The sequence below is a fragment of the Vagococcus sp. CY53-2 genome (assembly GCF_022604695.1).
Lineage (GTDB): Bacteria > Bacillota > Bacilli > Lactobacillales > Vagococcaceae > Vagococcus.
Window position 1 is genome coordinate 1 of sequence record NZ_JALAHP010000003.1, and the last position, 16,620, is coordinate 16,620.

The following is a 16,620-nucleotide window of genomic DNA, read 5'->3' on the forward strand; positions in this document are numbered from 1 at the left end:
CCAGCGTTCGTCCTGAGCCAGGATCAAACTCTCAATAAAAAGTTGATAACATCTTGCGATGTTTAGCTCATTTGTTTTAAAACTTGCTAGCGAATTGTATTCACTAAATATGGTTTGTTTCTACATAGTAGAAACGCCCTACACATTTGGTTCGTCTTACTTTGTTCAGTTTTCAAAGGTCTAAACTTTGTTGTCGTAACAACTTTTATATCATAACAAGTTTATAATAACTTGTCAACAGTTTTTTGAATTTTTTAAATTTTCTGAAAATTCGTTCGCTAGAATAAAAATCCTATTAGCTAAATGTTAAAAGTTGTACTTTTTAAAAGCTGTGTCTCAAGGACATTTACTAATATAACAATTATGTCACAATTCGTCAACAGTTTTTTTTATTTTTTTCAATATTACTTATTTATTTATCCTTTTTTAATGAATAAAGGTAATTCTATTACTTCATAAACAGACTTTTCTAAAGATGTGATTGTTACTCCTACTAGTCTAATACCACTATTTATCCAATTTAATTCTTCCCACAATTGATTAACATAAAAATAAATTTCTTCCGTTTGACAAATATATTTATTTAATGTCATCCTTCTTGTAACTGTTTCATAAGAATTAGTTCTTACCTTTAGAACGATTGTTTTTCCTTTTAATTCATTTTTCAATAGTTTTTGACTAACTTCTTCTGACAATTCTCTTAAATGATTTAGTACATCCAATTCTTGGATAAGTATTTTTCCAAAAGTTCTTTCTCTACCTATTGATTTTCTCTCTCGATTATTTTCTACTGGATCATCATGGATTCCTCTAACTTTACGATATAAGCTATATCCTTTTTTACCAAACCAATCGATTAACGTTAATTCGGGTATGTCATATAAATCTTTTCCTGTGTATATGCCCATTTCATGCATGAATGGAATTGTCTTCTTTCCAATACCATAAAATTTTTCAATTGGTAACTCAAACAAAAACTTTTGTGCCTCTTCCGGTAGTATAACGGTTAATCCTTTAGGTTTATCGTAATCTGACGCAATTTTAGCTAAAAATTTATTATAGCTGACTCCTGCAGAACTAGTTAGTTCGACTTTCTCATAAATTTTAGATTGAATAAGTCGGGCTATTTTTATTGCACTTTTAATATCTTGTTTATTAAGCGTTACGTCAAGGTAAGCCTCATCAAGAGAAAGAGGTTCAACTACATCAGTGTACTCTCTAAAAACTTCATGAATTTGTTTAGAAACTTCAGCATAATATTCCCGATTTCCTGAAACAAACACGGCATGTGGACATAGTTCATATGCTTTTTTTGCGCTCATAGCTGAATGAATACCGTATTTTCTTGCTTCATAATTCGCTGTAGTGACAACTCCGCGTCCATTTGTATCATTAGGGTGTTTGGCAATGACTAACGGCTTACCTTTTAGACTAGGATTATCTCTTTCTTCTATAGAAGCATAAAAAGCATCCATATCAATATGAATAATTTTCCGAGATAAATCATTGATTAACGGAAACCTTAACCCATTTGACATAAACTAACCTCCAAAAAAAGAATATACGTTCGTATCAATTATACCACGAAGACACAAAAAACCACCAAAGCCGTCGCTCTAGTGGAAATGAAGGTTGTAAATGATTCTATTTTACTTATAAATAGAATTCAAAAACCAATTCGGGATAATTGGTATGCCATTCATCATACGACTTATGCATTAAATTCATCTGACTTTAAGGTATCAATATAATAAAAAAAGAATGAGAATCATCTCATTCTTTAAAAACTTGTCCAAATTTCATCTTCTTCCATTACTTCTTCTTCTAAAAATTTTCCTTTAGATAAATCATCATAGAACGCTGCTTTCGTCGCATTAATATATGGATTAATCCATAATAATCCTATTCCCATTGTTAGCATTCCCACAAAATACCACCCAATAAAACTAATATCTAACCAAAATAATCGACCTTTATGCCCATCCATTAATTCACGACTTTCAGTTATAAAACTTGTAGCGCCCATACTCCTTGTATCACGAGATGAAGATAAATCTTTATAAATAAAGTTTGCTTGTGAATAAGAATATCCTTTTACAATACCTGGAATAATAAATAATAAAGTCCACAAGTATTGGAAAACATATGTCAAAATATTAATCAATAATACTGGAACAAAATCATTTCCATTAAATAATCTAAACGATTCTTTAAACGACATATCTTGTGATTTTCCACGCCTTATGACATCTAAAAAAGTAAATGAAATACCAATTGTTAAAAATGTTATAACAAAACTAAATATAGGTCCTGCTAATGGAGCAGATCCTACTGAAGCAATTGCCGCTACTACGTCTGAAGCAGGTGATTCATCATCGAAGTCTTCCTCCCATGTATATTCATGTTGAATACTATCATAGTCGTCTCCCGCTATTTTTGAATAATTTGATTGGTCACTTGCCGTCGTGACAATAAATAATCCAAACACCACTATTATTATAGTAAGAAAAAACATTGAAATCATTTGAATGATTGATGGTACCAAATTCAACATTACTGCTTCTTTCCATCGTCCTCTGAGTGATTCTTTTGCTTGCATTTTAAGTTCTTTAGAGGATTTATACATACATATCACATCCCTCTCCTTTTATTGACACTTATTTTATCATTTTTTTTTTCAAATGAATAACATTTATATCATATCAATAATGTCTCCACTATTTAATAGAATCAATTTAGAAGATGTCACGTTTCTTTGATAAATTTCTTCTAACGCTAATTGATAAAGTGTTAATTGACCAACATAACGTTGTTTTAATTTTTCTAATTCTTCAATACTAGCATCTTTAGGCACATAATCTGTTTTAAAATCATATAAAATAAGCTCTGAGTCTGTTAAGACAAATCCATCAATAATCCCATGAACCAATACAGTATCCTCTTCTTTAGTCACATAATCTTGATACAGCTCTTTAGCTGGTAATAGTAAGGAAAAGGGTTGTTCTCTTCTAGTAAATTCATGGTGTGCTAATAGATATTCGCCAAATGTTGTATCAAAAAACGACTTTATTCTATTGATAGGTAATATAGCTGCTAATTTTTCTGTAAAAACACCATTTTGTATCATTGTCTCTATTTGTGCCTCTATATCTTGTTCTGTTGGCTTTTTATCAAGAGGTAGCAATTGCATCAATAAATGTACTGCTGAACCAATATCTGTCGATTTAATTTGGATATCACCTTCCATAAATTTAGGCTTAGCACTATCACTCAATACTTCCCTATGTGCTTTTATTTGTTTCTCTTTTGAGAAATTAAGTGTTGGTACATCCTTCATATCAGGTTCTTCAAATAATCGTTTAACCTCAGAAACAGACTGATAACTTGCCGTCATAGTGGCATCTTTTTCAGGATAAGAAAAATTTAAGCGATCTACTACTTCTTTTAGTAATTTAACATTTGGTTTCACATCAGATACTTTTAATCCTTCTTCTTGCCCTCCTTGAACCATATGTCTAGCTAGAATATCCTTTTCTTGATAAAAATGAATTGAAAACTGACCTGGATGTTTCTTTAGTCCTGGTAAAACAGCCACATCACTCGTTGGAAAATAAGTTTCAAAGTCTGGATGTCTTACTAAAGACATGCCTATCCAGTCCATCAAACTTGATGTTGACTGTCTACTTGCGGTCGGTAACACTATATGCTCAGTACTGGTTGAAGTTGCCCATTTCTTATAAGCATCATCTTTGCTTTTATAGGAACCGACTAAGTAGAGCTTTTCTTCTGCACGAGTTAGCGCCACATATAATTTACGCATCTCTTCAGCCAAAAGTTTTTGTTTTTTATATTCTCTAATCACATTGAAAGGAAAAGTATCATATTCTAATCGTTTTTCAATGTCTTTGTATTTGATTCCCATACCAAGTTCTTCATCGAAAACAAATTTTCGTTGTCTAACATCCATAAAATTGAATTGTTTTGACATATCTAATAAAAATACAACAGGAAATTCTAAGCCTTTACTAGCATGAATGGTCATCACTCTAACCGCATCTGCTTCTTCATTAATGTTAGAGGCTTCCGCTAAATCTTTATTTTTTTGCTGCATTTTTTCGATAAACCGAATAAATTGAAATAGCCCCTTAAAACTCATCTCTTCATAACTCGATGCACGATGATACAACGCATGAAGATTTGCTTTTCGTTGCAGACCAGATGGAAGTCCTGCTACATAATCAAGTAAGTCGGTATCTTTATATATTTGCCAAATCAATTCAACTAATCGTTTTCTTCTAGCCAACTCACGCCAATAATTAAACTGTTGATTAAACGTCTCGATAATTTGATATAACTGACTGGATTTATCTCCGTCTATTAAAAATTTCTGCAAGGCGTCATAATAATAGCCTGTCATGTCATAGCTTTTTAATAGAACCATATCATTTTCACCAATCCCAACAATCGGCGAGCGTAAAATAGCCGCTAACGGAATATCTTGATAAGGGTTGTCGATTAGTTGTAGTAAAGAAATCATGATTCTAATCTCAGTTGCTTGAAAATAATTTTGTGTATCATTCACCATTAAAGGGATATCATACTCTTTAAAAATATCTAAGATATCTAAGTTATTTTTTTTCGTTGGTGTTAACAATACAATATCTTTATAGGTGATTGAACGCATTTTTTCTTCTTTTTTATCAAACAACTCAAATTTCTTATCAATTAATTCTCGAATTTTTAACGCAACAAGTCGTAACTCACCTTCTGTTTTTCCATCTAGTCTAAATTCTAATGACTCCTGATTTTTTTCTTCTGATGTGGTTTGATAAATTAATAACTCTGTATCATAATCCTTACTTTCAGGAAATGACTTATTTCCAACAATTAATTCAGCAGTCGTATCATAATCTAATTGCCCTAATTCTTTATCCATTAATTGTGTAAAGACAAGGTTCGTAAAATCTAAGACATTACTTCTTGAACGAAAATTTTCTGCTAGGATAATGCGACGACCATCTTCTTCTGTCGCAAATTGTTCATATTTTTCAATAAACAAAGTAGGATCAGCTAAACGGAACCCATAAATTGATTGTTTAACGTCCCCTACCATAAATAGATTACCATTATGTTTTTCAGGACGACGTAGCCAATACAAAATCGTTTCTTGTAGTCTATTAATATCTTGATACTCGTCTACCAAAATTTCATTGAATTTATGACGATAATAGGTAGAGGCTTCAGATTCTACCCATTGACCTTCAACTTGTTTTCTTAAAATTGCCAACGTCAAATGTTCTAAATCGTTAAAATCAAGTACATGACGAGATTCTTTTTCTTTAGAAAATCGGTTAATAAATCGCTTGGTCACACTAATTAGCTCTTCAACCACTGACTGTGATTTTTCTAATATCTCTAACATCTCTTCAGGACTTTGTTTGAAATACTGACTTCTTAACTTTCCAATACTTTCTTTTACACCATCTCGTACCAATTTTATTTCCTGGTATTCTTCTTGAACTTCTTCTGATGCTGTTTTTTTAGACGGCGCTTTAATACGCTTAAATGGTGTGCTTATCAAATAATCATAAAAGTCATCAAGTCTATCTTCGGTAATTAAAAATAATAATGTATCAATTAATTGTTTATCGTCACTGACTGTTTCTAGTGTTTTCTTTAGTTCTTCATCACTTTGACAACGATTCACTAACTCATCTATCGTTACTTGAGCTAACAGTAATTGATTTAATACATCTGGTTTCATGTATTGTTGATAGAGTGGCGAGTTGACTAAGCTGTCTGTTATTTGATAATTTTCAAGCAAACTATCTAACCAATTTTCCGGTTCAGAATTCGCTTGAGCAAATAAGTGTATCGAAAAAATGAGTTCCATCAACCCATTATCATTACGGTCGTTAGAAAAATTTTCAGTTAATTGATAAAACGCTTCTCTTTCTTCACCATATAGTTCTTCTCTTAGCTCATCCCAGACATCTTCCTTTAATAGTAAATTTTCTGTTTCATCAGTCAATAAACGAAAAACAGGATCGATATGAATAAGATAATAGTATCTTTGAATGACACGTAAACAAAAAGCATGAAGTGTGCTGATGGTAGCTGTTGGAAGTAGTCCCAGTTGTTTTACCAAATGCTCTTTTTGTGCGGTATCAACTTCTTCTGTAATAGCTGTTTGAATGGCTACTTTAATTCGTTGTTTCATCTCTTTTGCAGCGGCTTCTGTATAAGTCACAATCAATAATTCATCGACATTAACGCCCGACTTAATTTTTTGAATCACTCGCTCAACTAATACCGTTGTTTTACCAGAACCAGCAGAGGCAGAAATCAATAAATTATCCCCAGAGTCATACACTGCTTGCCATTGTTTGTCTGTAAAATGGCTATTTTCTGGTTTTACTGGAATATCTATGTTACTCATTTGTCTCCTCCTTTGATTCAGGTTGCAGTTTTTCCATAATCGTTTCTTTTTTCAAGGACTCAATTCGGTGATAATTATTTTCTGGTAACATCACGTCAAATTGACACACACTTTTATATGGACAAAAACCACAAGCTAATCGTTTTTGTTCTTTATAGACTGGATTTAACTCCGTGCTACCTTCATAAATTTTTTCTCCAGCTTGTTTGAAATTATCACGATTATGAGCAACTAAATGAGATAATTCATCTGATGTGATAAATCGTGATGATTTCATTTTTCCACTTTTTAACTGCTCGTATGGGTAAACTAGCGATTTTACCTGAGGGTCAATGGTTTTATCTAATTTTTCTAAAATCACATCATCTTCTACTAACAACCCATCATATTGATACTCTTTTAGTAGTTGTTCATCTAGCGTATCTAATGAGAATTTTTCGTTAACATTGATAACTGGATTTTTAATATGCATGTATAGTGCTCCAGCTGGTTTAGCTGTTTTTCCAACTAACTCTACTGCATTACTTAAGGCAACATCTAAGTACGTAATCATTTGCATGGCTAATCCATAATAAGCATCAACAAAATCAAAATTATGCTTACTCGATTTGTAGTCAATCACGCTTAAATACACATCATCTTCAATAACTAATTTATCCAAGCGATCAATTTTACCTCGTACTTTTACTTTTTTATTATTGTTTAAAACAATTTCTAAACTATTTAATCCAGCTTGTTTTAACGACTCACCAAACAAGACTTCTGTTTGGATAGGGGTCATATTACTTCGTTTAGCTTGATTTTTTAGCGATAAGCACACTCTTTGAATGGTTTTTTCTAACTGATACGACACATATTTCATTCGATTGGTTGTGGACAAAATAGTAAATCGTTTATCTCCTAGTATTTCCTGTAACACCGTTTGAGCAAGTTTCTTCACTTCATCATCTGAAATCTCTGTTAGTTGGATTTTCTGTTTAATTAGTTCCTTAAAGAATAAATCCAAGGCGTCATGATAAAATTCTCCTGCTGCTGCGGGGGATAACTCAAACTGCTCTCTTTCTTGAATACCAAGTCCATAACGTAAAAAGTACTTATACTGACATTGATAGAAATTTTCAATTTTTGAAACAGACGCATAAATTGTTTCGCCATATAATGTATCAACGGATTGATTGTTTAAGGTTTCGGGAATATTTTTATGCGATAAACTCATAAACAAACGATTTGTTTCAACAGGTAATTGTTTACGAACACGTTTTTCTAGTTGTAAAAATAGCCAAGGAACACTTTCTTTCTTTTCGTCATACTCTCTATAAGTACTCACCAAATCACTGAGTAATAGTTTGTCTGTCGAAATTGAATTTAATACCTGTTCATCTGCTGTTAAAATGGCGTCATGATGAATAATAGGAATAGCAAAATATCGACTTAACTGTTCAATGTATGGTGATAGTTTAACATCTTTGACTTGGTCACGATTTTTAGGTGCACTAAGAATAATTTTGTCTGTGGCTGACAGTAACGCCAAATAAAAGATAAATGGTTCATTAGCCATTGATTCAGTTAAACTATTATTTAAAAAACTGTCTGATCTTAATAATTGAGAAAACACATCTCGTTCTTCATTACTTAATAGTGTTTTATTATCAATTTTTTTAGGTAACACTTGATCTGTTGCCCCAAAAATAAACGTCACACGATATTTTTTTGCTCGAACCCTGTCTAATGATGTTACCACTACTTCATCAATTGAAGCCGGGACTTTACTATAGCTAACGCCTTCTAAACCACTAAGTAAAATGTCCTTAAAAATCTCAAATTCAAAAGTATCATCACCTAATACATCATAATATTCATCTAATAAATCCATCAATGCTCGCCATGTTTGCTCATGATTTTTTGCTTCAGTTAAATGTCCCCTTTCAATTTCTTGTTGTTGCATTGCTTGAAGCTGTTTATCGACACCAATTTCTAGTAAAAATTGATAGAACGTTACAATAGCTTCTTTATTAGTAGTAGATTGTTTTAATTTCTCAAAGAACTTAGGTAAATGGGTCGCAATCAATCGTCTGATATCATTAGATTGTTCTTGAATAACTTGTTGATTATCCAAAGTATCATCATCTGTATTATATTGATAGGCCACATACACCCAATCTTCTTTTTTAATCCAGTCACTTCCACTATATCCATAAGCAAGCACCACATTTTCTGTATAGTCTGTTGCTTGTCTAAATACACTCATTTTTTCAGACCACGTTTCCAAATCGTCTGTCAAATTAGTATCTGGAAAGCATAATTCTGTCCTTAAAAAGCGCATCACATCTCGGTATTGATAAAATGATTCATCTATTTTAAATAATGAGCGCAACCATTCGACTAAAGGGTGATTTGCCATATCTTCTTCTTCATTAATATAATAAGGTATCGCCATATCATCAAACACTGCCATAATTTCTGAAGCATATGTTTCAATATCTCGACTAATTAAGGCAATCTCTTCATAACGATAACCTTCTGTTGCTACTAATTCTCTAATTTTTGTCCCAATAGCTTTTACTTCTTGATACGTATCTGTACAAGTCCAAAGTGATAACACATTCAAAACGGTCGATTTTTCTACCTTATTTGGCACTAACTCTTGTAAATTTTGCCACCCATGTGCTAATTCACTCATTGATGTCTGACTTTTTGAGTGACATTTAATATCAAATAATACTTTCACTTGATTGTCTCTAGCGACATCATATAATTCTTGATACATTTTTGACGTATTAAAAAACAATTGATAACTATCTAAAGAAGTTTCTTTTGGTGCCTCATCAAGAACTAAATTTATTTTTATTTCACCAGACACTTTCATTAGTACTTCTATTAGTTGTTTTTCTACTGCTGTAAAATTAGTAAATCCTGACACAATAAATTGAACATGAGATAAATCTTTCTCACTCAAATACTCAGCTAATTCTGTTAATAATTCTTTATCAGCAATATGATGAGTGATTAACATCTCTTGATACGTTTGATAAATTAACTGTATATCGATTAATTTTGTGACATAATCTTCTTGACTGGTCTTTTCAGTTGTTGCAATATCTTCCACAACTTCTTGTAAATCAGATGGCGAAACATTTCCTTGTTGTAACTCATCAAATAAATCAAGCAATTGTTGGATAAAACCTGGTCTATCGACTTCACGCTTAAATAACACCAAGTTATCTTTACAACTTATTAAACTTTTTCTTATCAGCATAAACTTTCCAGAATCACTTAGTCTCGTTGCTTGATAACTTTTAGTTTGTTGCATGTAATACCAAGCCAATCTAGAAAAACTAAAGACTTGTAATCTCATACTTGCCATATACTTCTGTTTGCTAAATTTAGGTAACGTATGCATTTTTTTCAATACATTTATTTCCGTTTCAAATTTAACGTGATTAGGCACAAGATAAAACACCTCATGATGCATCGACTTTTCTAACCAGTCTATCGACATACCTAATAAATCTTCTAACACTTCTTTGTCTGCTGTATTTAATATAAATTGAAGACTCAAACATACCACCTCAATCCCTTTATTTATCTTCCTTATTTTAACATATCTCACACATCAAAACTCTCTCATGACTTTTTTAAATTTCATAAAATTTTCATTCACTTTTTTGCTATTTATGATATATTGCTAATATTGAAATGGAGGTTTTATTATCGACGAGAAAAAACAATATGGTCTTGGCACAGCAATTGCCATGATTATCGGTATTTGTGTAGGATCTGGAATATTTTTCAAAGTTGGAAATATTTTAGCTTTTACTGGTGGAAACATATTTTTAGGTGTATTGGTATTTATTATTGGAGCTCTTTGTATTATTTTTGGAAGTTTATCACTCACAAATCTAGCACAGCGTACTACTAAAAATGGTGGAATGGTTGCCTATTTTGAAGAATTTTTTTCAGAGTCTACAGCAAGTGCCTTTGGTTGGTATCAGACATTTTTATATTTTCCTACCATTGGTGTCGTGGTATCATGGGCAGCTGGAACTTACACTACTATGCTACTAAATTTACCTCAAACGATGACTTATCAAATGGGAATTGGTTTTGGATATATGTTATTTTTTTATTGCTTGAATATCTTATCAAGTCAATTTGCTGGGTGGTTTCAAATTATTTCCACAATTACTAAACTAATTCCTTTACTTGGTATTGGGCTTATCGCATTGTTTTGGTCAAAAGAAACACCTGTCGTTCCACCAACTGTTCCATTAGTTGAACCAACAAATGTTGGTCTTGGATGGTTAGCAGCACTTGCTCCTATGGCTTTTTCCTATGATGGATGGCCTATTGCTTTATCCATCTCACATGAAGTCAAAGGTGGTAGTCAAACGATGAAAAAAGCCTTATGTTTTGGTCCGATTATCGTTCTAGTTGTCTATCTATCCTATTTTCTAGGTCTCACACATATTCTAGGTCCCGAATATATCTTATCTATGGGTGAAGGGGCTGTTATGAAAATTGGTGACATGCTATTTGGCAATATTGGTCAAAAAATTATTTTATTATTCATCCTTGTAGCATTATTTGGGGTAATAAATGGGGTTACTTTGGGACATATCCGCATGCCATATGCTTTAGCAACAAAAAATATGTTACCAAATAGTCAAAAAATAGTAGATAATTATCATCAAAAAAAATTAGGTAGTCAGTCTGCTATTATTGCCTTATTGACTTCTTGCGGTTGGTTTATTATTCACTACATCACACAATACTTCCAGTTAATGGGATTGGGTGACATTGGTGAAATTGCGATTGTGTTTGGTTATTTGTGGTACATCGCACTTTATTTTAAAGTCATTAAACTTTATTTAGACAAAGACATTAAAGAAACCTTTACGGGACTTATTTCACCTATTTTAGCAATCCTTGGGGGATTAATTATTTTATTTGGTGGATTTTATAATAATCCAGTCTTTGAATTTATCTCTTTTGGAATTTGCTTTTTATTTTGTTTATTTGGTTATATCATCTTTAGAAAAAATCAATCCAACAATATGATATAACAGTAAAAAAGAAACGATTTTTTTCGTTTCTTTTTTTATACCCTCTTTTTATTTCTCAATCAAAATGTTATGATATATCATATAAAAATAAAATAAAAATGATATATCAAAGGAGAGTTTAAATGTTACTTTCAAACATCGATACACGTCACGGGACAGCTAATCAACATAGCTACTCTAGTGGGAATACCTTACCTTATACCGGTGTGCCATTTGCAATGAATTATTTCTGCCCGCAAACCACACATCAAAATGGGAGTTGGTGGTTTCATCCAAGAGATCATACTTTCCAAGGCATTCGTTTAACCCATCAACCAAGTCCGTGGATGGGGGACTTTTCTCATTTATTACTTTCACCTGTATCAGGAGCTATAAATTCCACTGATTTATTTTTTAACCAAGGATCTTATCGACCTGAAGAAGCAACTTTTCAACCACATTATCTATCGATTTATTCTGAAAGGCATCGTATCTTAACAGAATTGACAGCGCATACTTATGGTGCACATATAAGATTTACCTTTAACCGAAAAGATATGACGGCCGGAATGCTTTTTACCGCTCCTGGTATTAAATCACTCACCATTAAAAACAATCATTTAACTGGCTATATTTCTAATATAGCTGGTTGTGAAGATAAAAAGTTAAAAATGTATATCGACCTTTCTTTTTCTACAAACATTGAGTCTTTAAAATACCAAGAACATAATCACATGATTGATTTAGGAACTCACTACAAAGGAGAAGAAGAAACACTTTATCTGTCATTTGACAAATTAGCTTCTGATGGAGTGCTTGATGTACAACTTGCGACATCATTTATTAGTCAAGAACAAGCGACACTCAATCTAGAACGCGAATTACCTCATACTTTTGAGGAACATAAAAATCTAGCTGCAGATAAATGGCTAAATTATCTCAATCGAATTGAAGTGAGCGACAAAAGTAAGGAGAAAATTTCACTATTTTATCAAATGATGTACCGTTGTTTTTTATTCCCACAAACGTGGTACGAATTAGACAAAGACAACCAACCAATTCACTATGACACGTTAAGTAAAACCATTAAATCAGGTTATTATTATACTAATAATGGTTTTTGGGATACTTGTCGTTCGCTTTTCCCTCTGTATTCACTTATCGCAACAGAAGAATATGAAAAAATGCTGGCAGGTTTCTATAATGCGTACAAAAATAGTGGCTATTTACCCAAATGGCTCTCTCCTGATGAAAGAGGTTTAATGCCTGGCACATTGATTGATGCTGTCATCGCTGACGCTGCAGTAAAACATATTGCCACAGACAAGATGCCTGATTTCCTTGAAGCCATGTTAAAAAGTGCCACAACCGTTAGTGGAAAGGATAATTATGGTCGATCTGGTACACTTGACTATCTAACTTATGGCTATGTACCAAATCACTATCACGAAAGCGTCAACCACACTCAAGATTATGCTTATAGTGATTTTTGTATTTCACAAGTGGCTGAGTTGTTAGATGATAAAGACTTGGCAAAAAAATATGCTAAACAATCACTTAATTATCGAAACTTAATTGACTTTGACTATGGTATCTTACGTTCAAAAGATAAAGATGGACAACCAAGAACACCTTTTAATCCTTACGCTTGGGGACGTGATTATGCTGAAGGAAGTGCTTATCAAAATAGTTTTGCTGCATATCATGACTTTGGTGGATTGATTCAATCACTTGGTGGAAAAGATCGATTTAAAGAAATCATCACGGATTTGTGCAATACTTACCCTATTTTTGATGTTGATGGCTACGGGTTTGAAATTCATGAAATGAGTGAGATGGCAGCCATTGATTTTGGACAAATTGCCATTTCTAACCAACCTAGTTTCCATCTGCCATTTTTATTTAACTATATTGCAGAACTACCAACTACCCAACACATTGTAAAAGAATTACTATCAAAAGCCTTTAAATTAGGATTTGATGGCTATCCAGGAGATGAAGATAACGGTAGCATGAGTGCTTGGTTTGTCTTGAACAGTTTAGGGTTTTATCCTGTGACTCCAGGTAGTGGTGAATATGTCATAGGTATTCCTATTGTTGATAAAGCGGTGATTCATTTATCAAATGGCAATGACTTAACCATTCAGACAAACAATAATGTCCCACAATATCACTATTCAAAAAATATCTTGAGAAATAATCAACCTTACAACCACCTCTTCTTTACACATAATGATTTAATGACAGGTGGAAACATAGAGTTTGACTTATGCTTAGTTCCACCAATTAAACACTACACAGAAACTGATTTACCTTTCTCATTAACATAAAAAATCTAGCGGAACTATTCTCCGCTAGATTTTTTTAGATAGGTTTCATAATAAATAATAGGTATCTGACTTCCCACACGATGTTTTTTAGTCATTAACTCCTGATACAGAGTATGTGCTTTTTTATTATTTTTTGATATCATTGCTTGCCATAACTGGTCTTCTAACATCACTCTTTCAAACCAAGGCTTAATCTCTATCAAAAAGTTAGGATTGTTCATTTTTTTCAGTGTTTCAACCGCTTGACTTAATTCTTTCAAAATATCTGTCAAGGCATCAATATCTTGTTGCTTTACTAACTGCTGCCACTCTACTGGTATGCTTGGTTCAAGATGTCTGTTGGTAAAATGTTTTGATAAAATATCTAATGCTCGACCATTCTCTTTTGTTTGACCATACTCCTGTAATACTTGATGCCACATCGCTAAATCATTTGCTCGATCTGTTTGCCACATATATTTTGCACTATGTCCAACTGTTATTTTAGAGAGTTCCCACTGGGCCATTGGATTGAGTACAATTCCTAATACATTATACTGATTATCTGATAACTGTTTACTTCGATTGCTATACTGACTTAAAAAAATTAATTCATTATCTTGTTCAAAATCATTAACTGGTACATTATCCCAAATAATCATCTGACGTTGATAAATATCAGACATTTTTTTTATATCTTCAGTCGTAATATGTCGAGATAGTGTTGTCGGTCCTGTCCAAAATAGTGGAATATCTTGATGTAACAATCTTGTCAATTCTTCTAAATAAGGGGAATCATAGTGATTATCATATTCTGTTGGACACGCAGCAAATTTAACATAAGGGATCTCTTCTACTAAATAATCATAAACAACGTTCATCAAATACGCATGCGCTTGAGCACTTGTTTTAAATTTTTTCTTCACATCATCACTTAATTCATAAGCAATATCATCCATTAATAACCCAAAATGTGTCACACCTAATTGCACCATTTGTTTCAATTTATGTTTTAACACGGATAAATCTGTGTTATCTAAATAATTCAAGTCATTTCCTGGGCTTATCATATACCAAAAGTCAATGCGATTAGCTGTTGATAGATTTAATAACTCTCTAAACTCATCTAGTTTCTCTTTGGAATATAACTCTCGCCAAAGTTTTCGTTGATACTCATCATCTTTTGGGGCATACATATAAGTGTTCATTCTCTTTGAAGATAAAAAAGTAAGACAATCTTTTCTCATCTCATGTGACCACGGAATACCATAAAACCCTTCGATTACTCCCCTCACTTCAAATGACGGAGTATGTGTCACTTTTACTATCGGTAGAAATAATTGACTTTTATTTTTAACAATCAATCTTTGTAATAATTCGATAGCAAAACGGCAACCGTTCATCGTGCGACTGTCAATCAAAATTGTCTTATCTTCCGTGATAGATAACATAAAGCCATCATTTGATAAGTTTCTGTTAAATCGATGCTTTACTTGAAATTCTCCGTGTTCTTTCTCCCATAAAATAAATGGATGAGCTAAATTGAACTGGTCAAAACAATTGTCTAAACTTTCAAATCGAAAAAACGTTCCTGAAAAAGTCATTGATATATTTTTATCTTCTACTACATGATATTGTTTTGTAAACACCACATCATCATATTCAGCTAATACTTTCAACGTTTGGTCTATCATCATATGGTCATCTCTTTTCTACTATTCTTTTATGTACTTTGTCTTGGAATAATGGAAACAGGAATCACATTAACTAATGAGTCAACTGGCTCTCCGTTTAACTGTTTTAATAACAGCTCTCCAGCGACTTCCCCCATACGATAGAAATCTTGTGCAATAGTTGTCAAAGGTGGATCAACTAATTGTGTGGCTTGAATATTATCAAACCCAATAATACCAATTTCATCTCCAATATCCATGCCTTGTTGTTTTAAATACGTCATTAATCTAATAGCAACAATATCATTTTCACAGACTAAACCAACAGATTCTTTTTTGTTATAACAAATAACGTCATAGACTGACTTAAAGAACTGGTCCATAGTTTGTAAAGGGGTTTTCACAATATGTTGAGGTATTAAAGAGGCCTCATAAACTGCTGATAAATAGCCCATGTAACGATCACGAACAGATGAACTTTCTGTTAGACCCGTCCCACTAACAAAAATAACCTCATCATAGCCTTTACTGATTAACTCTTTTGTTGCAAGAGAGCCACCAGATTCATTATCTGCCACAACGCAAGGGTAATGAATTTTTTCGATTTGTTTATCTAATAAAACAACTGGTAGCTGTTGCATCTGACATTGGTATAAAAAATCAATGCTTTCTTGCATATTAATTGGGTAATAAACCACTCCCGCATAGTCACTTGATAAATACAGAGCATCCTCAGTCTGTAACCAATCATGAGATTGCATGTGTAAACGATAATCTGATGCGTTAAGTGAGGCAAGTATTCCTTCTGCATAATTTCCTAACCCCTCGTTTTGAGCAAACGGCATAACAAACAGTAAGGTATTATTTTTTTCTTGCTGTGCTACTTCTTGACGTTTTTTGACAAAACTTCCTTTTCCTCGTACTCGATAAATTAGTCCTTCTGTTTCAAGTTCCATTAGTGCTCGCTTAGACGTAATCCGACTAACATCATATTTTTCAGATAATTCTAATTCTGTTGGTACTTGCGTTTCTTCTTGGTACACGCCAGTTAGTATATCTTTTTTTAATTCTTGATATATTTTTTTATATAATGGCTGCTTTGGCATCTCTTCCCCACTCCTGACTCCTTATTTTCATTGTACATCATACCATATATA

At 32.7% G+C, this 16,620-nt stretch carries 8 protein-coding genes; 2 read left to right on the forward strand and 6 right to left on the reverse strand.

Translation table 11 applies throughout. The features are described 5' to 3' along the window. Positions 1-416: 416 nt before the first annotated feature. From dinB to MN581_RS06005, 4 genes are all read right to left on the reverse strand, one after another. The gene (dinB, locus tag MN581_RS05990) at positions 417-1,538 is read right to left on the reverse strand and encodes a DNA polymerase IV (RefSeq protein WP_117973199.1); all 1,122 of its coding nucleotides are present in this window, start codon (positions 1,536-1,538) and stop codon (positions 417-419) included. A 242-nt stretch (positions 1,539-1,780) separates the two neighbouring features. Beyond that, positions 1,781-2,626 carry a DUF975 family protein gene (locus MN581_RS05995; protein ID WP_117973200.1) on the reverse strand — a complete coding sequence of 282 codons (846 nt, stop codon included), beginning with the start codon at positions 2,624-2,626 and terminating at the stop codon, positions 1,781-1,783. A gap of 66 nt (positions 2,627-2,692) precedes the next feature. Continuing rightward, positions 2,693-6,439 carry a helicase-exonuclease AddAB subunit AddA gene (gene addA, locus MN581_RS06000; RefSeq protein ID WP_241699397.1) on the reverse strand — a complete coding sequence of 1,249 codons (3,747 nt, stop codon included), beginning with the start codon at positions 6,437-6,439 and terminating at the stop codon, positions 2,693-2,695. Next, a complete protein-coding gene (locus MN581_RS06005; RefSeq protein WP_241699398.1) occupies positions 6,432-9,998 on the reverse strand; it encodes a PD-(D/E)XK nuclease family protein in 3,567 nt (1,188 codons plus the stop codon). The genes addA and MN581_RS06005 overlap by 8 nt, the downstream gene beginning before the upstream one ends. A gap of 187 nt (positions 9,999-10,185) precedes the next feature. Between MN581_RS06005 and MN581_RS06010 the strand changes: the two genes are divergently transcribed. Both MN581_RS06010 and MN581_RS06015 read left to right on the forward strand, forming a co-directional pair. Further along, on the forward strand, positions 10,186-11,502 hold the full coding sequence (locus MN581_RS06010; protein ID WP_347247404.1) for an APC family permease: 1,317 nt from the start codon (positions 10,186-10,188) through the stop codon (positions 11,500-11,502). A 122-nt stretch (positions 11,503-11,624) separates the two neighbouring features. After that, positions 11,625-13,811, forward strand: coding sequence for a GH92 family glycosyl hydrolase (locus MN581_RS06015; protein WP_241699400.1), 2,187 nt, complete (start codon positions 11,625-11,627; stop codon positions 13,809-13,811). Positions 13,812-13,825: 14 nt separating this feature from the next. Here the strand turns inward: MN581_RS06015 and MN581_RS06020 are convergent, their stop codons facing one another. Next, positions 13,826-15,487, reverse strand: a complete 1,662-nt coding sequence (locus MN581_RS06020) for a protein O-GlcNAcase (protein WP_241699401.1) — start codon at positions 15,485-15,487, stop codon at positions 13,826-13,828. Between the two features lie 26 nt (positions 15,488-15,513). After that, positions 15,514-16,569 carry a LacI family DNA-binding transcriptional regulator gene (locus tag MN581_RS06025; RefSeq protein ID WP_241699402.1) on the reverse strand — a complete coding sequence of 352 codons (1,056 nt, stop codon included), beginning with the start codon at positions 16,567-16,569 and terminating at the stop codon, positions 15,514-15,516. Positions 16,570-16,620: the final 51 nt, after the last annotated feature.

What these genes read in the sequence shown, in the direction of transcription:
- dinB (WP_117973199.1), bottom strand. Translation starts at nt 1,538, where the DNA reads ATGTCAAATGGGTTAAGGTTTCCGTTAATCAATGATTTATCTCGGAAA.
- addA (WP_241699397.1), bottom strand. Translation starts at nt 6,439, where the DNA reads ATGAGTAACATAGATATTCCAGTAAAACCAGAAAATAGCCATTTTACA.
- MN581_RS06025 (WP_241699402.1), bottom strand. Translation starts at nt 16,569, where the DNA reads ATGCCAAAGCAGCCATTATATAAAAAAATATATCAAGAATTAAAAAAA.
- MN581_RS05995 (WP_117973200.1), bottom strand. Translation starts at nt 2,626, where the DNA reads ATGTATAAATCCTCTAAAGAACTTAAAATGCAAGCAAAAGAATCACTC.
- MN581_RS06020 (WP_241699401.1), bottom strand. Translation starts at nt 15,487, where the DNA reads ATGATGATAGACCAAACGTTGAAAGTATTAGCTGAATATGATGATGTG.
- MN581_RS06015 (WP_241699400.1), top strand. Translation starts at nt 11,625, where the DNA reads ATGTTACTTTCAAACATCGATACACGTCACGGGACAGCTAATCAACAT.